This window comes from Blautia sp. MSJ-19, from assembly GCF_018918125.1.
GTDB lineage: Bacteria > Bacillota > Clostridia > Lachnospirales > Lachnospiraceae > Blautia_A.
The window spans coordinates 1-24,685 of record NZ_JAHLQA010000035.1 but is presented as its reverse complement, the minus strand read 5'-3'; the positions used below and the strand labels follow the sequence as shown (position 1 = coordinate 24,685).

Sequence of the window (24,685 nt, the reverse complement as noted above, 5' to 3'; positions counted from 1 at the left end):
ATGAATAATTGGGGGATTTACGGTACTATAAAATAAAAAATACATAAAATAGTACCGTGAATAACGAGATAATGAAATAATTTGTAGTATCATTATATTGTGTATAAATTTTATAAGCCTGGGAAAACTTAAAATAGAATAGATTCCAATAAAATAGTAAAAATCAATAGTTTTTGGACTATAATCCCAAAACTATTGATTTTTTTGATGTTATTGGAATATAATTAATAAAAGGATAGAAAGGAGCATTGTTATGGTTATAGAAAGAAAAGAATATCTAGAAAAATTGATAGCCTGGAAAGATAAGCAATTGATTAAAATTGTTACAGGTGTACGACGTTGCGGGAAATCTATGCTTCTGGAAATTTATCGTAATTATTTAAAAGAGAATGGAATCGAGGATGCTCAGATTATTTCTGTTAATTTTGAAGATCTTGATTATGAAGAACTGACAGATTACAGGAAATTATATAAATATTTAAAGGAACGTCTGCTTGATGGAAAAATGACCTATATTTTTCTCGACGAGATTCAAAATGTAATAGATTTTCCGAAAGTATTAGACAGCCTTTATATTAAAAAGAATGTAGATATTTATGTCACCGGTTCCAACGCATATATGTTGTCCAGTGAAATTGCTACTATGATTTCAGGAAGATATGTTCAGATTGAAATGTTGCCATTGTCTTTTCTTGAGTATATGGAGAGTACTGGCAGTATGAATGACAGAGGAATTAAATATGCGGAGTATTTGCAGAATAGTTCATTTCCATTTACATTGGAATTAAAAAATCAGCCGGATGAGATCAGAGATTATCTGGAAGGGATTTACAATACGATTGTTGTAAAAGATATTGTAAACAGAAAAAAAATCACAGATACTATGATGCTTAAAAGTGTCTTAAGATTTGTATTTGATAATATAGGAAATCCATTGTCATCAAAAAAAATTGCAGATACAATGACTTCAGAAGGACGAAAAATTGATACAAAAACAGTAGAAAAATATTTAGAGGCTTTTAGCGAGAGCTACATTATATATCAGGCGAAACGTTATAATATAAAGGGAAAACAATATTTAAAAACTCTTGAAAAATATTATGTAGTTGATGTCGGAATGAGGTATATGCTTTTAGGATCAAGACAGGCAGACGCAGGACATATTCTGGAAAATATAGTTTATTTGGAATTGCTACGTAGAGGATATGATGTGTATGTTGGAAAAATAGATTCATATGAAGTAGATTTTGTGGCACAGAATAAAAAAGGAACAATATATTTTCAGGTAGCATTGACTGTACGGGATGAAAATACACTTCTGAGAGAATTAAGACCATTGCAGGCGATACGAGATCATTATCCGAAGATTATTTTAACAATGGATGAAGAACCTGAGGAACAATATGAGGGCATTCGACGTATTAATGCCAGAGACTGGTTACTGGGGATTGTAGATTAAGAATGTAATTCTTATGGAGGATGTAGGATGATACAGATTGCGATTGTAGAAGATGAAGAAATCTATGTAAAACAGTTGACGGAATATATCCAGAAATATCAGAGCGAAAAAGGAAAAGCAATAAAGATTACAGTATTTGGTGATGGAGAAGACATAACTGAAAACTACAGCGGTGGTTTTGATATTATTCTGATGGATATTCAGATGCAATTTATGGATGGTATGACAGCAGCGGAAAAAATCCGTCAGATGGATCAGAAAGTAATTATCATGTTTATTACTAATATGATTCAATATGCAGTACGGGGATATGAAGTAGATGCAATGGATTATGTAGTAAAACCTGTAGAATATTTTTCGTTTTCGCAGAAGCTGGATAAGGCAATTGGACGTATTCGTTCCGAAACAAAAGAATTTCTTACAATTCCAATAGGGGAAGGAATTGTAAAAACAGATATCGCAGATATTTATTTTATTGAAGGACAGGGGCATAATGCAGTTTTTCATACTGCGAAGGGAGATTACACTTCCAGGATTACATTAAAGGAACTGGAAGAGAAACTGACTGTACATAATTTTTTCCGATGTGCCAAGGGATATCTGGTGAATATGAATCATGTAGAAGGAATTGTCGGTTCTGATTGTGTGATTCATGGGCTTCATATACCAGTCAGCAGAACCAGAAAAAAAGAATTTATGAATCTGCTTTTGCAAAATCTGAACATGGATTAATTTTGCAGGACAGATAGGGGGAAAGTTATGTTATACCAGGATATTCCAAGAATCTATACAGCAATTGCAGAGTGGGGAGCGTGTCTGGTTTATCTCTATATGTTGAAAAGGGAAAAAATGAAATCTGCACATTTTCTTATTGGTGCTTTGCTTATGCTGACAGTACAGTGCGTTTTTCTGACTGTGACAGGTAATGTATCGGAGGTTTTATGGATTCCCTGTATGGCGATTGCTGTTGCTATGATGTATGTATTTCTTCTGTTGGGAGGAAATATGAAGCCTCTTGGAGCGGGTTACTGTTGTGCTAGGGCGTTCGTACTGGCAGAGTTTGTTGCTTCGTTACAGTGGCAGATTGTATCTATTGTACAGGCACAGGGAACTCAGAGTATCTGGGTTGAAATTTTGATTACGATAGTTGTTTTTGGTGGCTGCTTTGCTATTGATATTTATCTGGAAAAAGATTTTCTGAAGCAGGACTATCTCCAGCAGATGACCGTGAAGGAAGTTGCAGCGGCGGCAATCATGGCAGTTACGATTTTTTCATTCAGTAATCTGAGTTTTCTGAATGAAAATGCGCCATTTGCAAGTAAGGAACGGGCAGATATTTTTTCAATGAGAACGCTGGTTGATTTTGGAGGGATTGCAATTCTGCATGCTTATCAGAGCAGAATCAGTGAGTATGTTGCTGAAAAAGAACTTTCAGCAATGAATGTGATTCTGAAAAGTCAATATGATCAGTATCGCAACTATCAGGACAGTCTGGATCTTATACAGATGAAATATCATGATCTGAAGCATCAGATCACAGCACTTCGTGCCGAATCGGATGAGGAAAAACGTAAGAAGTGGATTGATGCCATGGAAGAAGAGGTTTCTGCATTTGAAAATATGAGCAAGACAGGAAATCAGGTACTGGATACAATTCTGGCAGCCAAAATTTTTCACTGCCGAAAAAATCATATACAGATTACCTGTGTGGCTGACGGTAAGTTACTGGACTTTATGCATGTGACAGATTTATGTTCTGTTTTCGGGAATGCACTGGATAATGCAATTGAACATGTCATTATGATACCGGAAGCTGAAAAAAGACTGATTCATCTGACGGTATCTGCAAAAAAGAGTTTTGTTTTTATTAAAATAGAAAACTATTGTGAAGATAAAATTCAGAAAAATGAAAATGATCTGATCACAACAACAAAAGCAGATCGGCAAAACCATGGATTCGGATTAAAAAGCATTCGCACAGTTGTGGAAAAATATAATGGTTCTGTGGACTTTGGAGTGAATCAGAACTGGTTTGAACTAAAGATTCTTTTACCCAGAGCGTTGTAATGCTCTGGGTGTTTTTTTGCATTTCATGCCGTATTTTTGCATCTTGTGCCAAAATCGGCACGATGAAAAAGATATGATATAGTAAGGTCAACAGGAAACAGTTCCTGAAATTGCAGGACAGATAAAAAGGAGGAGAAGAGAATGATCAGTGTTGAAATGGAAGATGTTCTGGCGGTACTACAGTTGTGCAAACCGTATATTATCGGTATTATTGCTGCACTTGTAATCGGAATTGTAATTATGGTTGCATGCCGTAAAATGTCCCGGGACAGAAAATTTCTGGTAAGGGGAGAAGCTGCGATTGCAATGTTTCTTGCAGTCGTTACCTGCGTGAACATGATCTGTTTTGGACCAATGTCTACGTTGATCGGACTGGCAACAGGAAATGGAACTTTAAGTGATGAAACCAATGCAGAAACAGCAGAAGTAGCAGAAGAGATTATGGAGGATGGAATTGTTCTTTTGAAGAATGAAAAACTTCTTCCATTAAATGAAACGAAAAAACTGAATATCTTTGGATGGGAATCTATTAACCCGGCTTATGGTGGAGCCGGTTCAGGAGGAATCAATGATCTGTATGATATTGTCAGCCTGAATCAGGGACTTGAAAATGCAGGATTTTCCATTAATCAGGATCTGGTTGATTTTTATAATAATTACGGTGCAGATAATCCGGAAATGTCAATTCAGAAACAGAGCTGGACATTACCGGAGCCACCGGCAGATACATACAGTGATGAACTTATTGAAAATGCAAAAGAATATTCTGATGTAGCAGTTGTGGTTCTTTCAAGAAAAGCCGGAGAAGGTCACAATGATATTCCTATGGATGTAAGCAAAGCAGCATATGACAATAATTCTGGCGAATATGACGACTTCCCGGAAGGAGAGCATTATTTACAGCTTTCCCAGACAGAAAAGGACATGGTAGACATGGTTTGCGATAATTTTGATGATGTTATTGTCATTTATAATGGTGCAAACCAGTTTGAACTTGGATTTACGGATGATTATCCGCAGATTAAATCTGTTGTATGGTGCCCAGGAACTGGAAATGTTGGATTTAATGCACTTGGAAAAGTATTTTCCGGTGAAGTAAATCCTTCTGGAAAAACACCGGATACATTTATTTATGATATGACAACTGCTCCATGGTGGAACAATGGAGAAAAGATTGAATATACCAACCTGGCAGATATGGCAGTTGAAGGAATGAATGCAGGAACTCCACAGGTGTATGCTCCGGCATTTACAAACTATGTAGAAGGCATCTATGTAGGGTACAAGTATTATGAAACAGCAGCACAGGAAGGCTTTATCGATTACGATAAAACAGTACAGTATCCATTTGGATATGGCCTGAGTTATACAGAATTTGAACAGAAGATGGGAGATCTGGAAGAAAAAGACGGACAGATTTCTGTTGATGTAGAAGTAACCAATACCGGAGATGTTGCGGGAAAAGATGTAGTAGAAGTGTATTATAATCCACCGTATACGAATGGTGGAATTGAGAAATCTTCTGCAAATCTGATCGAGTTTGCAAAAACAGATCTGCTTCAGCCAGGAGATTCTCAGACAGTCACAGTTACATTTGATGTAGAAGATATGGCATCTTATGATGAGAATGACGCAGAAGCGTATGTCCTCGAAAAAGGAGATTATGTGATTTCTATTAACAGCGATTCACATACTGTGTTAGATCAGAAAACTTATACTGTAGATGACACTGTGGTATATACAGGCGAAAATAAGAGAGCATCTGATGACACTGCAGCAACAAATGTATTTGAAGATGCAAAAGGAGATGTGACATATCTGTCACGTGCAGATCATTTTGCAAATTATGAAGAGGCAACAGCTGCACCGACATCTACAGACCTTGGTGAACCATATGTTTCAGAATATCACCTGAACAGCAATTTTGATAAGACCACATACCTTAATGACGACGATGTAATGCCAACAACAGGGGCAGATAATGGACTTACATTAGCTGATATGCGTGATGCGGATTATGACGATCCGCGTTGGGAAGAACTTCTGGATCAGCTTACTGTTGACGAAATGGCAAATATGATCGCAATGGCTGGTTACCAGACAGCAGCAATGGATTCTGTTGGAAAAGTGGCCACACTTGATTTCGATGGACCGGCAGCAATTAATAACAATTTTACAGGAGTTGGTTCTATTGGTTTTCCGATTGAAGTTGTAATTGCTTCAACATGGAACAAAGACCTTGCACAGACCTGGGGTGAATGCATGGGCAAGATCAGTCAGGAAATGGGTGCAGAGGGCTGGTATGCACCAGGTATGAATACTCACAGAACTGCATTTGGAGCAAGAAACTATGAATATTTCTCAGAAGACGGAGTTCTTGCAGGAAATATGGGTGCAAAGGCAGTAGAAGGTGCAAGAAAATATGGAGTTTATTCTTACATCAAGCATTTTGCACTGTATGAAGGAAATGCAAAGATGGTAAGTGTCTGGTCAAATGAGCAGGCAATCCGTGAAATTTATCTGAAACCATTTGAAATTTCTGTAAAACAGGGAGGCGCAAATGCAGTTATGGTTTCCTGGAGTTTCCTTGGAGATAAATGGACTGGAGAATGCAGTAATCTTATGAATACTGTTCTCAGAGATGAATGGGGATTCAGAGGAATGGCGCTTACAGATTTCTTCCGAAATAATGGACATGGATTTATGAATGCAGATGCAGCTCTGGCAAATGGTGTAGATGCAATGCTGTCTACTTTCAATGGAGATGCAAACAATGTAGCAGATCCAAATCATCCGACTTCTGTACTTCAGATGAGAAATGCATGCAAAAATGTTATGTATACAGTTGTCAGCAGCTGGGCTTATGACGGTGAGCATGAAGATGCAGGTATGGAAAACTGGAAAAAGGCAGGAATTGGTATTGATATTGTAGTGGCACTTCTTGCAGTAGGAATGGAAGTACTGGTTATCAAAGGATATAAGAAAAGAAAAAATGCAGAATAAAAGATGAAAGCGGGATGGAAGACAGTTATGAAACAGCAAAAACTGGTTGAAAAGATGACAATAGAAGAAAAAGCGGCTATCCTTAGTGGAAAAACTGTCTGGCAGACCAGAGAGATTGACAGACTTTCCATTCCGTCCATCTTTCTTTCTGATGGGCCTCATGGGTTGAGAAAACAGGCCGGAGCGGGAGATCATCTGGGCTTGAATGCTTCTTTGAAAGCAACTTGTTTCCCTACGGCAGCAACGATTGCAAACAGCTGGAATCAGGCACTGGGAGAAGAAATCGGACAGGCACTGGGAGAAGAAGCTGCAAGTATGGATGTGAATGTTCTGCTTGGACCAGGACTGAATATTAAGAGAAGCCCATTATGTGGAAGAAATTTTGAATATTTTTCTGAAGACCCGTTTCTTTCCGGAAAAATGGCAGCAGCGTATATTCGCGGAATTCAGAGTAAGGGAGTTTATGCATGTCCAAAGCATCTGGCAGTAAACAGTCAGGAACTTCGAAGGATGGCAATGGATGCGGTTGTTGACGAACGAACATTAAGAGAAATTTATCTGACTGGCTTTGAGATAGCTGTTAAAGAGGGACATGCAAAGGCAATCATGAGCAGTTATAACCAGATTAATGGAGTTTATGCAAATGAGGATAAGCATCTCCTGACAGACATTCTGCGGAAAGAATGGGGATTTGATGGAATTGTTATAACAGATTGGGGTGGCAGTAACGATCATGTAAAAGGCGTTGCCGCCGGTTCCAATCTGGAAATGCCTGCCTGTGGATATGATTCTGCAAGAGAAGTGATTGCTGCTGTTCAGAGTGGAAGTCTTACAGAACAGGAACTTGATGAAAGAGTTGATGAACTGCTGAACGCGATAATAGAGCTGGCATCTGAAAAGACATATGCCAGTCAGGGATTTGATCAGGAAGCACATCACAGACTTGCGCGGAAGGCGGCAGCAGAGAGTATGATCCTTCTGAAAAATGAAGATCAGATTCTTCCGTTGAATCATAAAAAATCAGTTGCGATTATTGGCGATTTTGCTTTTGCACCAAGATATCAGGGTGCTGGTTCCTCAATGGTAAATCCAACCAGAGTTGAGGACATTTCACTGATTTCTCAACGTTATGATCTGAATATTCTGGGGATGACAAGAGGATATCAGAGAAATGGAGATTTTGATGAGAACGACAGGAAATTTACTTTGAATCTGGCGACAAATGCAGATGTTGTGATTTTCTGTTTTGGTCTTGATGAGATCAGTGAATCAGAAGGACTGGACAGAACACATATGAGAATACCACAAAACCAGATTGATCTTCTGCAGGATATCAGCAAAGTAAATGAAAATATCATTGGAATACTCAGTGCAGGATCTGTAATAGAAATGCCATGGCACACTTGTTGCAAAGCAATTCTGCATGGTTACCTGAACGGACAGGCAGGTGCTTCAGCAACATTGGATATTCTGACCGGAAAAGTAAATCCATCAGGAAGGCTGGCAGAAACATATCCTGTATCTTATGAACATACACCGGCATTTCGCTATTATCCAGGTAATGAGAGAACATCAGAATATCGAGAGAGCATTTATGTTGGATATCGTTATTATGATACCTCAAAAGTGCGGGTGCAGTATCCGTTTGGTTTTGGACTTTCTTATACGGAATTTACGTATTCTGATCTTGTAGTGGAAGAGGATGGAATTAAAGTTACGATTACCAATACAGGTGACAGAGATGGTTCTGAAGTTGTTCAAATGTATGTGGGACTTCCGAATGCAATTGTGTTCCGACCGGAGAAAGAGTTGAAAGGATTTGCAAAAGTTTATCTGAAAGCAGGAGAAAGTAAGCAGATTCGGATTCCATTTGACGACAAAACTTTTCGTTATTGGAATATAAAAACGGGGCAATGGGAAATTGAAACAGGAGTTTATCAGATTATGATAGGGACCAGCGTTGCGGATATTCGTCTGACAGGTATGATTGAACGCACAGGAAATAATGTGGGATATCCGTATAATCCGGCAAAAATGCCCTATTATTATACAGGAATCATACAGAAAGTATCAGATGAAGAATTTCAAGAGCTTCTTGGACATGAGATACCGGATGGAAAATGGAGTGGAAACCTGGAAATCAATGATGCAATCTGCCAGATGTATTATGCGAAAAGTCGTCTTGCGAGACTGGTATATAAATACCTTACAAAAATGAAAAAGAAGAGTGAAGAGCAGGGAAAGCCGGATCTGAATATTCTTTTTATCTATAATATGCCATTTCGTGGGATTGCCAAGATGACTGGTGGAGCAGTGAGTATGGAAATGGTGTACGGTATGGTTGATGCTGTGAATGGTCATATGCTGAAAGGCCTGCGAAAAATAATAGGTGGCTATTTCAGAAACAGGAAGAATAACAAAAAGTATGAAAAAATGCTGAAAGAAGCCGGGAGGGAAGCATAGATGAGCAATATTAAGAAATTCTGGAGTTGCTTTGAAGAAAAGCATCCATCACTTGCCAAATGGCTGTATCAGATTTTTTATTTTGTTGTATTCAGCATGGGAGTGACAATATTCCAGTATCTTGTGTTTACGTTTTTACCGGGGCTTCTTGGAACTGGGCTGGCAGGAACAGAATTTATGTGGCCGAAAGTTTCAACGAATCTGTTTGGAGTAAAATTTACATGGAGTCTTCTGGGATATAATGTACTGTATGACACAGCAGGTAATGTCCTGATCGGTGGTGGTCTGGGATACTTTATCAGCTATGAATTGGGCTCATTTCTTGCACAATGTATCAATTTTCCGCTTCAGAGAAATATTACATTTAAAAGTCATGGAAATCCAGTATATCAGGCAGTATGGTATTTTATTGCATGGGTGGTGATCTCACTGATCTGCAATGGCTTCAATAATCTGTGGATGCCGATTGCATCTGCCTATGTAGCACCGGCAGTTTATAATCTGCTGGTAACAGTAATCACCGGTGGAGTGTCCATGGTAATCTTTTTCTTTGTTTTTAAGATTATCTTTCCAGAAGGCGAAGCGAAATAAAATAATACAAAACAAAATAAAATAAAATAACTCTCCCCCTTATGATCCCGAACGGATATATACGCTATGGTATATGTGTCTGTTCAGGATCTTTAGCTTTATAAAAAGTGTTGTCGGTAAGTAAGAACAGGGAGATGGTATTTTTATGAAGCAGGAATTGAAATCTTGGAATGATAGAGTAAGAGAATGTCGTTTTACTAGAGCATTTCGTAATCAATACCGGGATAATCTTTCTGCAGTGCTGTCTGATATCCTCTACATTATTCAGTCTTGTGATCATTGAACCGATCATTTTGTTTCAAACAGGCTTTTCTGGGCTGTTTTCGACGGAACCAGAGGTTATCCAAAATGCATGTACCCGTATCATGTGCATTCCGCATTATCTGGATCTGCACAGTTTTTCGTATACATACGAAACCGGAAGTTCTGTACAGTGCATTTCCGATTTCGCGGGTGATCACGATTCTGTTGATTGCAGGCAACTTGGTTGCAGTCAGACCATTCAAAAAGAAATGATGACAGTGAAAAGAAAAAGACGGCATATTATCAAAAGTATTATCTGATAACATGCTGTCTTTTGTATTAAGAGAAAATTTGGGAATATAAATTTACACAATTACCTCCAGTATTCGTTTACCATTATACTCTAATTCCTGAATACCACTTTGCTTGTGTTTATTAAAATTAAAGCTCAATAAATAGCCTTTTTCTTCTTTGTAATAATCAAGATACTTAAACAACTGTTGTTCACCACGCATATGATATTCATTTCCACGCCATATTTTTAGTTCAATGATAAAGCGTTTTCCTTTGTAATCTACAATGATATCTGTCCGGCGATTATCTCTGGTTCTTGATTCTATATAATAATTTCCCGTTCCATTGATAATAGGTTTCAGGTAAAGTAAAAACAGTTTTCTGCCATTTTCTTCTATGAATTTCTGATCATTGTCGGCATATATTTCTTCGTAGTATTCATAAAATTTCTGCATGACCAGATCCATCTGCAGCATACCTGATACTACAAACTGGCTACGATTGGTAGATGCTTCCATGTACAGTTTATTATTCACAGCCATTTCAGCAAGAAACATATCATAGAGCTGAGTTTCGAATATTCTGTTGGAAACGGCGACGATTCCGTTTTTATCTTTCAAAAATCCAAATGTAACGCCCAGGTCGATGATAGGAGTTTCTCTTTTGTAAGGAAAATCTATCCCGCCAAAAAGGATGTTCTGGAGCATTTCTTTTAACTGAGGATGATCCAGTAATTTTTTTGTCAGATCGTCAAACAGGGTATTTGGTTCTTTTAACAGGATTTTTATTGCAGTGAGTACACCACTTCTTGTCCAGGCAGATTTATTGGTAAAAGTATCTGTACCTGCCAGTCTTTCATCGATGATCTGACATATTCTGGATACCAGATATGGATATCCGGAGGTATAATCATATATTAATTCAGAAACTTCAGAAATATTCATTCCTGTATGATATTCAGATTCATACTCTTTCAACATAGATGAGATATCCTTACAATTGAAATTCATATCTATCTGAAAATCAGCAGCTATATTCCATGGACTGTTATATTTTGTTTCCTCCTGGGGATGAAGCTTTAATTTTAATGTTTTTACATCATAAACACCAGCCAGGATGACTGACTGAAATGTTTCGTCTTTTCCCTGTTGCCATTTCAGATATTTGTCCCTTAATAATCCCAGGAAAGATAAAAAAATCTGATTATCTGAGCTTTTATCAACTTCATCGATCATAAGAACAATTTTTTTGTGAGAAGATCTGCATAAAGTACTGATTTTCATACCTAAAGAACGCATCGGAAATTTTTCTGATAAAGGTCTGTTCCATTCTGCAAGAATGTCTTCAGAGACTCGCTGGTTTTGCAGACATTCTCCTATATCTAAAACCAATCCCTCAGCCAGAGTTTCCAGAGAGTGGAAATATTCATCAGCGGCTTCAAAACTCAGACTCAGAACAATATAGTCCTTCTGAAGCCGACGCTCCAGTAGATAAAGCGTAGTTGTTTTTCCATATTGACGTGCACGATTAATTGTAAAATACTTGCCGTTTTCAATGTAGTCCTGTATGATTCGGTCAATTCGATCAGAAATATCTACCATATAATTTTTTTCCGGGATACAGGTTCCTGTAATACAAAAACGCTTTGGCATCTGGCATCCTCCCTCAATATATTAGAATGTACTCATTTCATTTTAGCATTCGGGTATTAGAAGTACAATATGCTAAATGAAGCATTTTACGAAAATGATATAATCAAATTTTTCATTTGCACGCATGAAAAAAATATGCTACAATCAGTTTCGCTGATTCAAAAAAATTAAATATTGAAATAACAAAACGACATTAAATATTGTCGCGGCTCCTGTCTGATAGCTGCGACGGATTTAATGTCGTTTTTTATTTCGGAAAAGAGGAGAGAGTATTATGCCAAAAACAAAATTTCAAAGTAGTATTTTTACCGCAATGATGGTATTCTGTATGGTGTATTGTATGACCGTTTACACGATTGCCATGAAATTCGGTGGATTGGGCTATAGCGTATTTGCCCTTGCGATACGGGAAATGTGGGTGGAATATGTGATCGTCTTTCTGCTGATCTTTTTTGTGATCACACGACTTGCGCAGAAGCTTGCTTTTCGGATCATTACGCCTGGTGTGGACAAACCGATTTTTCTGGTTCTGGCAATTCAGTGTTTCACAGTCTGCCTGATCGTGCCATGTATTACCCTTTTTGCTACATTTTTTCATAATGGATTTACGTCCGCATGGTTCTGTCAGTGGATACAGCTTGCATTCCTGTGTTTCCCGGTGGCACTCTGCCTGCAGGTGTTTTTTGTCGGACCGCTTGTAAGACTGATCTTCCGAATAATTTTCAGAGAAGCAAACGCCTGACGGGGAAATTATAAACATCAAAATCAACGGAGGAAAAATCATGACTTATAAAATCGTATTCAGTGATGTCGATGGAACTCTTCTTAACAGTGAACATCAGCTTTTGCCAAATACTCTTGCTTCGATCAGAGCACTGCAGAAGCGGGATATTCCATTTGTTATTATTTCAGCCAGGAGTCCTTCTGGTATCTATCCGATCCAGGAAGAATATGATTTTAGATCGCCGGTTATCTCTTACAGTGGGGCATTGATCCTGGATGAAAACAGGAAGGTTCTTTACTCCAAAGGAGTTTCGCGCAAGGTCGCAAAAGATGTTATTGACTTTATAGAAAAAAACGATTTCGACTGTACCTGGAATATTTATTCTATGGATACCTGGATTGTAAAAGACAAAAAAGATCCGCGAGTTATACGGGAAGAAAACATCGTACATGCAATGGCAGTGGAAGGGACTGTTGATATGCTGGACGATGATGCAGACATCGGAAAGATTCTCTGTATGTGCAATCCTGACTGTATCCTTGATATTGAACAGAAATTGAAAGAAGCATTTCCTGCCTTATCTATCGCAAAATCTTCGGATATCCTGCTCGAAATCATGCCAACAGGTGTAACCAAAAGCAGTGCAGTAAAGACTTTGTGCAAGCTGTGGGATATCCCGCTGGAGGCTACCATTGCATTTGGGGACAACTATAATGATATCGAAATGCTTGAAACAGTAGCCCAGCCATTCCTGATGGGAAACGCCCCGGAAGAACTACAAAAACGCTTCCAAAATGTAACGGCCAGCAATGATGAGGATGGTATTTATAAAGGACTTATCAGGGCAGGACTCATTGGAATAGAGGGATAGTCTGGATATTTTAGGAAAGTTTCAGTTGTTCCTTCAAAATCTCCATGTTAAAATAAAACTGTAAATATCTGTAACTATTCAGTAGGTAGTATCCCGCGAGGCGTTTTGGCATATTTTGCCAAAATCCCGAGACATACAAGACAAAACGCTATCACCAAAGGTGCTTTGGAATGCATTTTGTCTCGTAACTGTGAGGGGACTGAACAGTTACAAATATCTTTTGATCTGTGATTTGTTTCCAGCGAGGAGGCAGAATGGAAAAAGCATCACAGGACAAAAGAGAAAAGAATACGAGCTACCAGCCGGAAATGCATGTCAGAAATGCAAACAGCCGGGAGATTTTTAAGAACGACATGTTGACGAGCCAGTTCTTAAGAAACTATACGAATATTCCATTATTATCCAATGTAATGCCAGAGGACATTGAAGATGTGTCTCAGAAATATCAGGCATTTCTGGGTGTAGAATTTGAAGCGGATACAATCAAGAAGGTATATATCCGTAGAATGGATGGCACAATAGAAAGAGAAGTATACGTATTGTCATTGATTGAGCACAAAAGTGATATCGATTACGATGTGGCGATGCAGTTGCTTCGATATATGTGTGTGATCTGGCAGGAGTATAAAGCGACTCAGAATAAAATCCAGGAGGGAAGCAGTCGACGGAAAAATTTTCGTTATCCACTGATTATTCCAATTGTATATTATGAAGGGGAGAAAGAGTGGACAGCAGGGCTGCATCTGAAAGACAGGATTGATTTTTCTGAGGAAATGGCTGAGTATATTCCGGACTTTACATATCAGGTAGTGAGTTTGAACAAATATACAAATGAGGAACTCAGCAAGAAGCATGACGAAATGTCACTGGTAATGCTGACCAATAAAATACAATCTTCAGAAGATATTGAGGGATTTCGAAATGTTACTGAGGCAATGGTGAATTCTCCTTATGTGGATGCATCAGATGAGAAAAAGGAAGTCTATAAGAAGATACTGTGGTATTTACTAATGAAGATGAAAGTACTGAGTGAGAATTCCCGAAAGATGAGGGGCGGAACAGGAGAAAATGCCAGGGGATATCTGTTTGAGAATATGGAAGAAATAGATATAGGGGCTTTAAAAAGAAATACTGCGAGAGAAAAACAACGAGCAGAGGAAGAGAAACAGCGCGCAGATGCACTCGAAGAGGAAGTTAAGCGTCTCAGGAAGCTGTTAGAAATTCAGGAACAGAAGTAATATAGAAACACCGTATCATATCAACAAAGCTAAAAATGGAAACAAACCGAATCAAAAGATGTAAGTAAGGAAATATCGTTTTGCTGTCTAAGTGATGGTAAAGCGATATTTTTTTGCTCGATAGTTCTTGACAAATCCTCAAATCCCTATATAATTATCAAAGGTAATTAACAGAGATAACTATATAGGGAGAATGTAACATGACCAATAAGAAAATCAAGGAGATGCTTGATGCATGTTATCAGGCGAAGCGGATCAGGGAGATGCTGCCGCCGCTGCCTCAGGGTGTGATGCCGTCTTATATTCAGTATCTGGATGTGATCCAGTCGCTGGAGAAACAGGATGTTCATGTAAAAGTATCTGATATCAGTGATGAGCTGAACATTCCGCGTCCGGGAGTGACCAGAACAGTCAAGGAGATGGAGAAAAAAGGCTATCTCCGCAAGATCGCATCCCCGGATGACGGACGTGTTACTTACATATCCATCACAGAAGAGGGCTGGAATCTTTTCCGTAAGTATGATAAGAATTACTTCGGGGTATTGTCTGTGGAGCTGAATGATATTTCAGAGGAAGATGCAGACTGTATGATTCGTACCATCGAGAAATTTTACCAGATCATGTGCGAGAGGAGGAATCATTATGACAAATGATAAAGCAGATTTTACGCGGGGAAGTATTTTGAAAAAACTGGTCGCCTTTATGATGCCCGTTCTTGGTGCATTGATCCTGCAGGCGGCATATGGTGCAGTTGACCTGCTGGTAGTAGGAAGGTTTGGTTCAACATCCGGACTTTCGGCAGTTTCAACAGGAAGCCAGGTGCTCAATCTGGTTACGTTCGTAGTAATCCAGTTTGCAATGGGTATCACAGTTCTGATCGCCCGTTACTTAGGCGAAAAGAGACCGGAACAGATCGGTGCAGTCATCGGTGGAGCGGCGATCGTGTTCACCATGATCTCCGTTGGACTTTTTGTTGTAATGGTATGTTTTGCACGTCCGATTTCCGTGCTGATGCAGGCACCGGTAGAGGCCGTTGACCTGACATCCAGTTATGTACGGATCTGCGGAAGTGGCATCTTTTTTATTGTAGCTTATAACCTTTTGTCTGCGATCTTCCGTGGACTGGGAGACAGCAAATCACCGCTGTTGTTTGTCCTGGTGGCATGTATCGTCAACGTGATCGGTGACCTGGTGCTGGTTGCAGGACTTCATATGGATGCAGCAGGTGCAGCGATCGCAACTGTTTCTGCACAGGCACTCAGCGTTGTATTTGCGGTTATCCTTCTGATCAAAAAAGATCTTCCATTTAAGATCACAAAGAAAGATTTCCGCCTGAATCCACAGTGCAAAAAATTCCTCAAGATCGGTCTTCCGCTGGCATTGCAGGAATTTCTGACACAGGTTTCTTTCCTGGCACTCTGTGCGTTTGTCAACCGACTCGGACTGGAGGCTTCTTCCGGTTACGGTGTTGCCTGCAAGATCGTAAACTTTGCGATGCTGGTACCAAGTGCGCTGATGCAGTCCATGGCATCTTTCGTTTCCCAGAATGTAGGAGCGGGCAAGACAAAACGTGCGAAACAGTCCATGTTTACAGGAATTGGAGTAGGACTGGCTGTCGGCTGCTTGGTATTCCTTCTTGTCATGTTTAAGGGAGATATGCTGGCAGGATTTTTCTCAACAGATGCAGCCGTTATCCAGAATGGATATGACTATCTGAAGGGATTTGCACCGGAAACAATCGTGACAGCGATCATGTTCAGTATGGTTGGTTATTTCAATGGAAATAATAAGACAGTCTGGGTTATGGCCCAGGGTTTGATCCAGACACTTCTGGTACGTCTGCCGCTGGCATATTTTATGAGTATCCAGCCAAACGCAAGCCTGACAAAGATTGGTCTGGCTGCGCCGATTGCAACAGTGACAGGAATTATTCTGAATGTAGGATTTTTTATGTATCTGGATCATGCTGAGAAGAAAAGGGCAAATTAGATTTTGAAATCATTGACAGCTTTTTCTATGCATGATATGATAGATGCGATTTTGAAAGACGAAGAAGCAGAGTACTAGACAGAGTCTTTTCAAAGCAATTGATTTGGACCACCCCGTCTGGGGTTAAGGCCATACGGACAGCCGGGTCCACTGCCGAGAATGGTAACTTTGGTTACCTTATTGATTGAGTTAGAAGCTCAAATTTTATAAGTAGGTTCCTTTGATAACCGAGATGCGCCAGATGCGCAGACTTGTGAAACGGTCAATAAGAGTAGTAAAAGTATGATTGCTATATAGACTCTGACATGCATAATCCAGAAGTTTTATTGTAAAACTGACAGAAGGGCAGCGGCTTTTCTGCTACAGTCAGAAATAAAACAGATGAATACAGATCGAAGCAGGTTTGTGGCTTAGTGCCCGGCCTGCTTTTTTTTACGTTATAGGAAATTACTCCGTAATGTTCCAATAACGCAAAAAAACGCTCCGCGGGGATGCGACTAGATGCATTTGGAATATGTCTGCTAAAGCAGACTGCATCTAGCGCGCAAAGCGTAGCAAGTCCCTCAAAGATTGAGGGATTCAGGGAGTTTGAAGCGGACTTGTCCGCTTTGTTCTTCTGATCAGTCTGTAAAAGTGTCGATTATGGGTTGAGACAAAGGAAACTGGAAATGGAGGAATAATGAACGGAAGTCGTTTTAAGATGAACCAGAATCATGCACCAATCCATGAGGCTCTGGAGACTTTTCGACGGATGAGGGTGGTACCATTTGATGTACCTGGTCATAAACGTGGAAGGGGTAATCCGGAACTGACAGAATTTCTGGGACAGAAATGTGTAGGGGTGGATGTTAACAGTATGAAGCCTCTGGACAATCTCTGCCATCCGGTGTCGGTAATAAGAGAGGCAGAGGAACTGGCTGCGGATGCGTTTGGGGCTGCACATGCATTTTTGATGGTAGGAGGCACAACAAGCTCAGTCCAGACAATGGTACTGACTGCCTGTAAACGTGGTGATGAGATCATATTGCCGCGAAACGTTCACAGAAGTGTCCTGAATGCACTTGTTCTGTGCGGGGCAATACCGGTCTACGTAAATCCGGAAGTAGATCAGAGACTTGGAATTTCTCTGGGAATGCGCCGGGAGCAGGTGGAAAAAGCAATAAAAGAGCATCCAAAGGCAGTTGCAGTGCTGGTAAATAATCCAACCTATTATGGAATATGCAGTGATCTAAGAGCAATTGTAAAAATGGCACATGATGCAGGAATGCTGTGCCTGGCAGATGAAGCCCATGGGACACATTTTTATTTTGGAGGAGGCCTTCCGGTTTCTGCTATGGCAGCAGGTGCGGACATGGCATCTGTATCCATGCATAAGAGCGGAGGCAGTCTTACACAGTCAAGCCTTCTTCTGACAGGACCGGCAGTTCACGCAGGTTATGTGCGTCAGATCATCAATCTTACCCAGACAACTTCCGGAAGTTATCTTCTGATGTCAAGTCTTGACATTTCAAGGAGAAATCTTGCACAGCGCGGCCGCCAGATCTTTCATCAGGTTGCAGATATGGCAGAATATGCCAGAGAAGAGATCAATGCCATAGGCGGCTACTATGCATTTGGAAAAGAGCTGGTGAATGGAAATTCAGTTTTTGATTTTGACATTACAAAATTAAGTGTACATACCCTGGATATCGGACTTGCCGGAATTGAGGTTTATGATATTCTCCGGGATGAATACGATATTCAGATTGAGTTTGGTGATATTGGAAACATTCTGGCATACCTCTCCATCGGAGACCGTGCACAGGAAGTAGAACGACTGGTGAGTGCACTCGCAGAGATCCGCAGACGCTTCCAGACAGACGGCTCGGGACTTCTGAGTCAGGAATATATTGATCCACAGGTAGTGACCAGCCCGCAGGAAGCTTTTTATGCTGAAAAATGCAGTCTGCCGCTCAGGGAAACGGAAGGAAAGGTCTGTAGTGAATTTGTGATGTGCTATCCGCCGGGAATCCCGATCCTTGCGCCGGGTGAACGGATCACGGCAGAAATTCTGGACTATATTGAATATGCAAAAGCGAAGGGCTGTAATATGACCGGTCCGGAAGATCCGGATATTTTGAAACTGAATGTTCTGACAGGGAGGTAATGACAATGGAAATGTGGTTTTCAGAATTTCATACACCGGATGTTAAGCACAGCATTCGAGTAAACCGTCAGCTTTATTCGAAACAGAGTGATTATCAGAGAATTGATATTTTTGAGACTCCGGAGTTTGGCCGTGTACTGACACTGGATGGAAATGTAATGCTTACAGAACGTGATGAATTTATTTATGATGAAATGATCACGCATGTACCGATGGCTATTCATAAAGAAGCAAAAGACATCCTTGTGATCGGAGCCGGAGATGGAGGAGTTGTCCGTGAACTGACCAGATATGACAGAGTACGGCATATTGACCTGGTAGAGATGGATCCAATGGTTGTAGAAGCCTGCCGGGCATATCTTCCGGGGAATGCATGCAGACTGGATGACCGGAGAGTACATCTTCATTACGAAAATGCACTGCGCTTTATCCGGCGCTGTGAAGCAAAGTATGATCTTATTATCGTGGATTCTTCTGATCCGTTTGGACCATCTGAAGGATTGTTTACCCGTGAATTTTATGGTAACTGTTATAATGCGCTGAAAGAGGATGGAATTATGGTCAATCAGCAGGGAAGTCCGTTTTATGCAGAAGATGCACATGCCATGCAGCGCAGCCACAAGAGGATTGCAAGCACATTCCAGATCAGCCGGGTCTATCAGGCACATATTCCGACATTCGCCGCAGGTTATTGGCTGTTTGGATTCGCAAGCAAAAAATATCATCCGGTTGATGATCTGGATCCGGAGGCATGGAATGCATTAAATCTTCGTACACGTTACTATACAACAAGACTTCACAAAGGAGCATTTTATCTTCCGGCATTTCTGGAAGACATGCTGAAGGAAGTAGAGGAGTAATCAATGATCTTACCAAATATAGAGACTTTTATCGGCTGTGAGAGCAGCTTTGAGGAAGCATCCATTGTCCTTTATGGTGCGCCTTTTGATTCTACAACAAGTTTTCGTCCAGGTGCACGTTTTGGCCCTTCTGCCATGCGGCATGAAAGTTTTGGACTGGAAACTTACAGTCCGTATCAGGACAGAGACCTTATGGATATCCAGGTATTTGACAGCGGGGACCTGGAACTTTGCTTTGGCAGCAGCGAAATGGCACTTGCAGACATCGAAGCGAGAGCAAGGGAGATCCTGGAAGCCGGTAAATTTCCGCTGCTTCTGGGAGGGGAGCATCTGGTGACACTGGCAGCAGTGCGTGCCGTAGCTGACAAATATCCGGAACTTCATATCATTCACTTTGATGCACACGCAGATTTGAGAGACGATTATCTGGGTGCAAAGTTAAGCCATGCCTGCGTTCTTCGAAGATGTCATGAACTTCTGGGAGATAATCGTATTCATCAGTTCTGCATCCGAAGTGGAGAACGGGAAGAATTTCAGTTTGCCGCACAACATACAGATATTCATCCGTTTACATTCGATGGACTGAAAGAGACAGTCAAAGAACTGAGAGAAAAACAGGTTCCGGTATATTTCACCATTGATCTGGACTGTCTGGATCCATCAGTATTTCCGGGAACAGGAACACCGGAGGCTGGCGGCGTAAGTTTTACAGAACTTCTTGGGGCCATCCGTACAGTATCCACGGCAAATGTGGTAGCAGCAGATGTCAATGAACTGGCACCTGCGCTGGATACAAGCGGCGTTTCGACTGCAACAGCATGTAAGGTGCTTCGGGAGCTGCTTCTGGCAATTGCAGAATAATAAAACGACAGTAGTTGGAAAACAACTGATATAAAAATAAAAGGAGAAAAATCATGAGCAGAGTACTTGTAATCGGCTGCGGAGGAGTAGCCAGTGTAGCAATTCAGAAATGTTGTCAGGCAGATGAGGTATTCACAGAACTGTGCATTGCAAGCCGCACAAAAGAGAAATGTGATGCACTTGCAGAAAAACTGAAAGGAAAAACAAAAACAGTTGTTACTACAGCAAAAGTTGATGCAGACGATGTAGATCAGCTGATCGAACTGATCAATAGTTATAAACCGGATCTGGTAATGAATATTGCACTTCCATATCAGGATCTGACCATTATGGATGCGTGCCTGGCATGTGGAGTAAACTACATGGATACAGCCAACTATGAACCGGAAGATACGGATGATCCGAAGTGGCGTGAAATTTACGAAAAACGCTGCAGGGAAGAAGGATTTTCTGCATATTTCGATTATTCCTGGCAGTGGGCATATCGTAAAAAATTTGAAGATGCCGGTCTTACAGCTCTGCTTGGCTGTGGATTTGATCCGGGTGTTACACAGGCATACTGTGCATACGCATTAAAGCATGAATTTGACCAGATAGAGACTATTGATATTCTGGACTGCAATGGTGGAGATCATGGATATGCATTTGCAACGAACTTTAACCCGGAGATCAATCTCCGTGAAGTAAGTGCACCGGGAAGTTACTGGGAAAATGGACACTGGGTGGAAATCCCTCCGATGACGATCAAGCGAGAATACAAGTTTGATCAGGTGGGGGATAAAGATATGTACCTGCTTCATCACGAAGAGATTGAATCTCTTGCAAAAACAATCCCGGGTGTAAAACGTATTCGTTTCTTTATGACATTTGGACAGAGCTATCTGGATCATATGCGCTGTCTTGAAGATGTGGGAATGCTTTCTACAACACCGATCCAGTACAATGGACAGGAAATTGTCCCGATTCAGTTCCTGAAAGAACTGCTTCCGGATCCGGCAAGCCTTGGACCGCGTACCAAGGGAAAAACAAATATCGGATGTATCTTTACCGGAGAAAAAGATGGTAAGGAAAAAACTTATTATATTTATAATGTATGTGATCACCAGGAATGCTATCATGAAGTCGGAAGCCAGGCGATCAGCTATACCACAGGTGTTCCTGCAATGTGTGGAGCACTCATGATGCTGACAGGGAAATGGATCAGACCAGGTGTATATACAGTAGAGGAATTTGATCCGGATCCATTCCTGGATGCACTTGACCGTTATGGTCTTCCGCGCAGTGAAAGCTATGATCCGGAGCTTGTAGACTGATGGAAGGACCGGATAAAAGAGCTCCATTTGCATCTACCGGGGGATACATTCCCCCGGAATTTCAGAATATAAAAACGCCCTGCTATATCCTGGATGAAAAAACTCTTATAAAAAATGCAAAACTGCTCGGAGAAATAGCAGAACGAACGGGATGTCGCATGCTTCTTGCACAGAAGGCATTCAGTAATTACGACTGTTATCGCTTTTTTGAGCCATATCTTGCGGGGACAGAAGCCAGTGGACTGTTTGAAGCAAGACTTGGTGCTGAGGAAATGCCGGGAAAAGAAGTTCATGTGTTCTGCGCCGGATACCGGGCAGATGAATTTGAGGAACTGCTTCGCTATGCGGATCATATTGTATTTAATTCTCCGTCTCAGCTTCTTCGCTTTGGACAGATGGCAAAAGATGCCGGAAAGAGCGTAGGACTTCGAATCAATCCGGAATGTTCAACGCAGGAAGGGCATGAGATCTATGATCCCTGTGCACCAGGAAGCCGAATGGGTACGACAAGGGCACAGTGGGATGAAGCGTACAAAAAAAATCCGGAACTTCTGGAGCTTCTGGACGGACTTCATTTTCATACACTGTGTGAGCAGGATTCAGATGCTCTGGAGACAACACTTGTTTCTGTAAAGGAGCATTTTGGTGATCTGGCTTCCAGAGTAAAATGGATCAATTTTGGAGGCGGGCATCATATTACAAGACCAGGTTATGACATTGAACGACTTGAACACTGTATTCGACTGGCCCAGAAAGAATGGAATGCAGAGGTTTATCTTGAACCGGGAGAGGCATGGGCATTGAACGCAGGTTTTCTTCTGACCAGTGTGTTGGATGTTTTAAAGAACGGAGAGAGATGGATCGCAATTACAGATGCCAGTGCAGCCTGCCATATGCCAGATGTTCTGGAAATGCCGTATCGCCCACCTCTCCTTGGAGCAGATGAACCAGAAGCAGGAGAAATCACAGTTCGTCTGGGAGGTCCGACCTGTCTGTCCGGGGATGTGATCGGAGACTATGGATTCAGACGGCTTCCAGAGTATGGTGATCTCCTTTTGTTTGGAGACATGGCTATCTATACAACCTGTAAGAATAATACATTTAATGGAATGGCACTTCCAGATATCTGGCTCCGACACGCTGACCGCAGTATGCAGAAGCTGACAGATTTTGGCTATGCAGATTTTAAAGCAAGGCTCGGAAGCCGCAGATAACAGTCTCATCCATATCACCTTTTTTAGTTAAGAACAAAAGGTTGTATCTGAAGTGTATAAATGATAATATAACTATATATAATATATTATCCAATTCTGATAAAAAACAAATATTTTGGATAAAATATTAGCAGTAAAGAGGTGGAGATATGGAACAGTTTGTATGGGAAACAGCAGAGGAACTTGATCAGAAACTTGCACAGAGAGTAAGGAATATCAGGAAGCGTCGTTCTATCTCTCAGGAGAAACTGGCCTCTATGAGTGGGGTAAGCTATGGCTCAATCAAAAGATTTGAGACTTCAGGACAGATTTCACTGATATCCCTCACAAAGATTGCTATTGCACTGGATATAGCAGATGAACTCAGAAATCTTTTTACGGTAGTACCTTACAAGGACATTCAGGAGGTCATAAATGAGACAAGGTAATGTACTACAGGTATACTATGACGAAAGACCTGTAGGAACACTGGCAATGACAGCTGATCATAAGGCGGCATTTCAGTATGGTGATGAATGGCTGAAAAATGGATTTTCAATCAGTCCTTTTTCTCTGCCATTGAAAAAGCAGGTATTTGTTCCTCAAAAGGATTATTTTGACGGACTTTTTGGAGTTTTTGCAGACAGTCTTCCTGATAACTGGGGTAGATTATTATTAAATCGATTGCTTCGAGCGCATAAGCAGAATCCAGATGAATTGACAGTTTTGGACCGATTGGCAATAGTCGGCAAGTCTGGAATGGGAGCATTGACATATTATCCGGAAAAAAGTCTTTCGCAACAGCATGATCATGTAAATTTGGATGAGCTGGCAGAAGAATGCGAAAAAATATTAAATACGGAATACTCAGAAAAACTGGATGAATTATATCGACTTGGTGGCACCAGCGGCGGTGCCAGACCAAAAATCATGACGACAATTGATCAGAAAGACTGGATTATAAAATTTCCTGCACATGTAGATGGAAAAGATGCGGGGAAGATGGAATATGATTATTCCTGTTGTGCCATAAAATGTGGTATTACAATGAGTGAAACGAGATTGTTTCCATCTGAAAAATGTAAAGGATACTTTGGAATCAGACGATTTGACAGAGAGGCTGATGGAAGAAGAGTTCATATGCTGACGGCAGCTGCACTTCTGGAACTGGATTTTGAACAGCCGAGTTTGGATTATCACAGTCTGATGAAACTTACAAAGATTCTGACCAGAGATAATAATGAAGATGTGGAGAATATGTTTCGACGCATGTGTTTTAATGTGTTTGCACATAACCGAGATGACCATTCAAAGAATTTCACATATTTATATGACGAAACAAATGATCAATGGAGACTAAGTCCGGCGTATGATCTCACTTACAGTAATACTTATTATGGAGAGCATACAACCACAGTTGACGGAAACGGACGAAATCCAGGCAGGAAAGAACTTCTGGCAGTAGGTATTGCGGCAGGAATGAAAAAGAGCGATTGTGAGAAAATTATAGATACGATACAGGCGTGTGTTTTTCAAATGCTTGGGGAGTATCTGTAAAAATATTTAACAAAAATTGCGAGATCACAAAAAAACTAAAAAGGTTATATGAAAAGGTAACTTCCGCATCTGACATATTTCTTATATTTGCATGGGTTAATGCCGTTTTGGGGAGTTGCATTTTTCGCTATAACCGATATAATAAGTTTGTAATTACCTGT

At 40.6% G+C, this 24,685-nt stretch carries 19 protein-coding genes; 18 read left to right on the top strand and 1 reads right to left on the bottom strand.

The window, feature by feature from the left end; all coding sequences use genetic code 11:
- Nucleotides 1–253: 253 nt before the first annotated feature.
- The 6 genes from KQI91_RS12330 to KQI91_RS12305 all read left to right on the top strand — a co-directional run bounded on the left by KQI91_RS12330 (nt 254) and on the right by KQI91_RS12305 (nt 9,583).
- Nucleotides 254–1,459, top strand: a complete 1,206-nt coding sequence (locus KQI91_RS12330) for an ATP-binding protein (RefSeq protein WP_216393082.1) — start codon at nt 254–256, stop codon at nt 1,457–1,459.
- Between the two features lie 27 nt (nt 1,460–1,486).
- On the top strand, nt 1,487–2,191 hold the full coding sequence (locus KQI91_RS12325; protein ID WP_216393081.1) for a LytR/AlgR family response regulator transcription factor: 705 nt from the start codon (nt 1,487–1,489) through the stop codon (nt 2,189–2,191).
- Nucleotides 2,192–2,218: 27 nt separating this feature from the next.
- Nucleotides 2,219–3,526 carry an ATP-binding protein gene (locus KQI91_RS12320; protein WP_216393080.1) on the top strand — a complete coding sequence of 436 codons (1,308 nt, stop codon included), beginning with the start codon at nt 2,219–2,221 and terminating at the stop codon, nt 3,524–3,526.
- A 141-nt stretch (nt 3,527–3,667) separates the two neighbouring features.
- Nucleotides 3,668–6,529, top strand: a complete 2,862-nt coding sequence (locus tag KQI91_RS12315; protein ID WP_216393079.1) for a glycoside hydrolase family 3 C-terminal domain-containing protein — start codon at nt 3,668–3,670, stop codon at nt 6,527–6,529.
- Between the two features lie 27 nt (nt 6,530–6,556).
- Nucleotides 6,557–8,992, top strand: a complete 2,436-nt coding sequence (locus KQI91_RS12310; RefSeq protein ID WP_216393078.1) for a glycoside hydrolase family 3 C-terminal domain-containing protein — start codon at nt 6,557–6,559, stop codon at nt 8,990–8,992.
- Nucleotides 8,993–9,583: a hypothetical protein gene (locus KQI91_RS12305; RefSeq protein ID WP_216393077.1), complete on the top strand. Its 591-nt coding sequence runs from the start codon at nt 8,993–8,995 to the stop codon at nt 9,581–9,583.
- A 608-nt stretch (nt 9,584–10,191) separates the two neighbouring features.
- Here the strand turns inward: KQI91_RS12305 and KQI91_RS12300 are convergent.
- Nucleotides 10,192–11,772, bottom strand: a complete 1,581-nt coding sequence (locus KQI91_RS12300) for a GxxExxY protein (protein WP_216393076.1) — start codon at nt 11,770–11,772, stop codon at nt 10,192–10,194.
- A 274-nt stretch (nt 11,773–12,046) separates the two neighbouring features.
- Here KQI91_RS12300 and KQI91_RS12295 point away from each other — a divergent pair, with 274 nt between their 5' ends.
- From KQI91_RS12295 to KQI91_RS12240, 12 genes are all read left to right on the top strand, one after another.
- Nucleotides 12,047–12,514: a DUF2798 domain-containing protein gene (locus tag KQI91_RS12295; RefSeq protein WP_216393075.1), complete on the top strand. Its 468-nt coding sequence runs from the start codon at nt 12,047–12,049 to the stop codon at nt 12,512–12,514.
- Between the two features lie 40 nt (nt 12,515–12,554).
- Complete coding sequence (locus KQI91_RS12290; RefSeq protein WP_216393074.1) at nt 12,555–13,367, top strand: Cof-type HAD-IIB family hydrolase; 813 nt, start codon at nt 12,555–12,557, stop codon at nt 13,365–13,367.
- Between the two features lie 254 nt (nt 13,368–13,621).
- Nucleotides 13,622–14,605, top strand: coding sequence for an Rpn family recombination-promoting nuclease/putative transposase (locus KQI91_RS12285; protein WP_216393073.1), 984 nt, complete (start codon nt 13,622–13,624; stop codon nt 14,603–14,605).
- Nucleotides 14,606–14,805: 200 nt separating this feature from the next.
- Nucleotides 14,806–15,258, top strand: coding sequence for a MarR family winged helix-turn-helix transcriptional regulator (locus KQI91_RS12280; protein ID WP_216393072.1), 453 nt, complete (start codon nt 14,806–14,808; stop codon nt 15,256–15,258).
- A complete protein-coding gene (locus KQI91_RS12275; protein WP_216393071.1) occupies nt 15,248–16,594 on the top strand; it encodes an MATE family efflux transporter in 1,347 nt (448 codons plus the stop codon). The genes KQI91_RS12280 and KQI91_RS12275 overlap by 11 nt, the downstream gene beginning before the upstream one ends.
- A 679-nt stretch (nt 16,595–17,273) precedes the next feature.
- Entirely contained in the window at nt 17,274–18,740 is a 1,467-nt protein-coding gene (locus KQI91_RS12270) for an aminotransferase class I/II-fold pyridoxal phosphate-dependent enzyme (protein ID WP_216393070.1), read from the top strand.
- Nucleotides 18,741–18,745: 5 nt separating this feature from the next.
- Nucleotides 18,746–19,600: a polyamine aminopropyltransferase gene (speE, locus tag KQI91_RS12265; RefSeq protein WP_216393069.1), complete on the top strand. Its 855-nt coding sequence runs from the start codon at nt 18,746–18,748 to the stop codon at nt 19,598–19,600.
- Nucleotides 19,601–19,603: 3 nt separating this feature from the next.
- Entirely contained in the window at nt 19,604–20,461 is an 858-nt protein-coding gene (gene speB, locus KQI91_RS12260; RefSeq protein WP_216393068.1) for an agmatinase, read from the top strand.
- A gap of 53 nt (nt 20,462–20,514) precedes the next feature.
- Nucleotides 20,515–21,774 carry a saccharopine dehydrogenase family protein gene (locus KQI91_RS12255; RefSeq protein ID WP_216393067.1) on the top strand — a complete coding sequence of 420 codons (1,260 nt, stop codon included), beginning with the start codon at nt 20,515–20,517 and terminating at the stop codon, nt 21,772–21,774.
- Nucleotides 21,774–22,988: a carboxynorspermidine decarboxylase gene (locus KQI91_RS12250; protein WP_216393066.1), complete on the top strand. Its 1,215-nt coding sequence runs from the start codon at nt 21,774–21,776 to the stop codon at nt 22,986–22,988. The genes KQI91_RS12255 and KQI91_RS12250 overlap by 1 nt, the downstream gene beginning before the upstream one ends.
- 149 nt (nt 22,989–23,137) lie before the next feature.
- A complete protein-coding gene (locus KQI91_RS12245; protein ID WP_216393065.1) occupies nt 23,138–23,416 on the top strand; it encodes a helix-turn-helix domain-containing protein in 279 nt (92 codons plus the stop codon).
- Entirely contained in the window at nt 23,403–24,524 is a 1,122-nt protein-coding gene (locus tag KQI91_RS12240) for a type II toxin-antitoxin system HipA family toxin (RefSeq protein WP_216393064.1), read from the top strand. Before KQI91_RS12245 ends, KQI91_RS12240 begins: the two co-directional genes overlap by 14 nt.
- Nucleotides 24,525–24,685 lie beyond the last annotated feature (161 nt).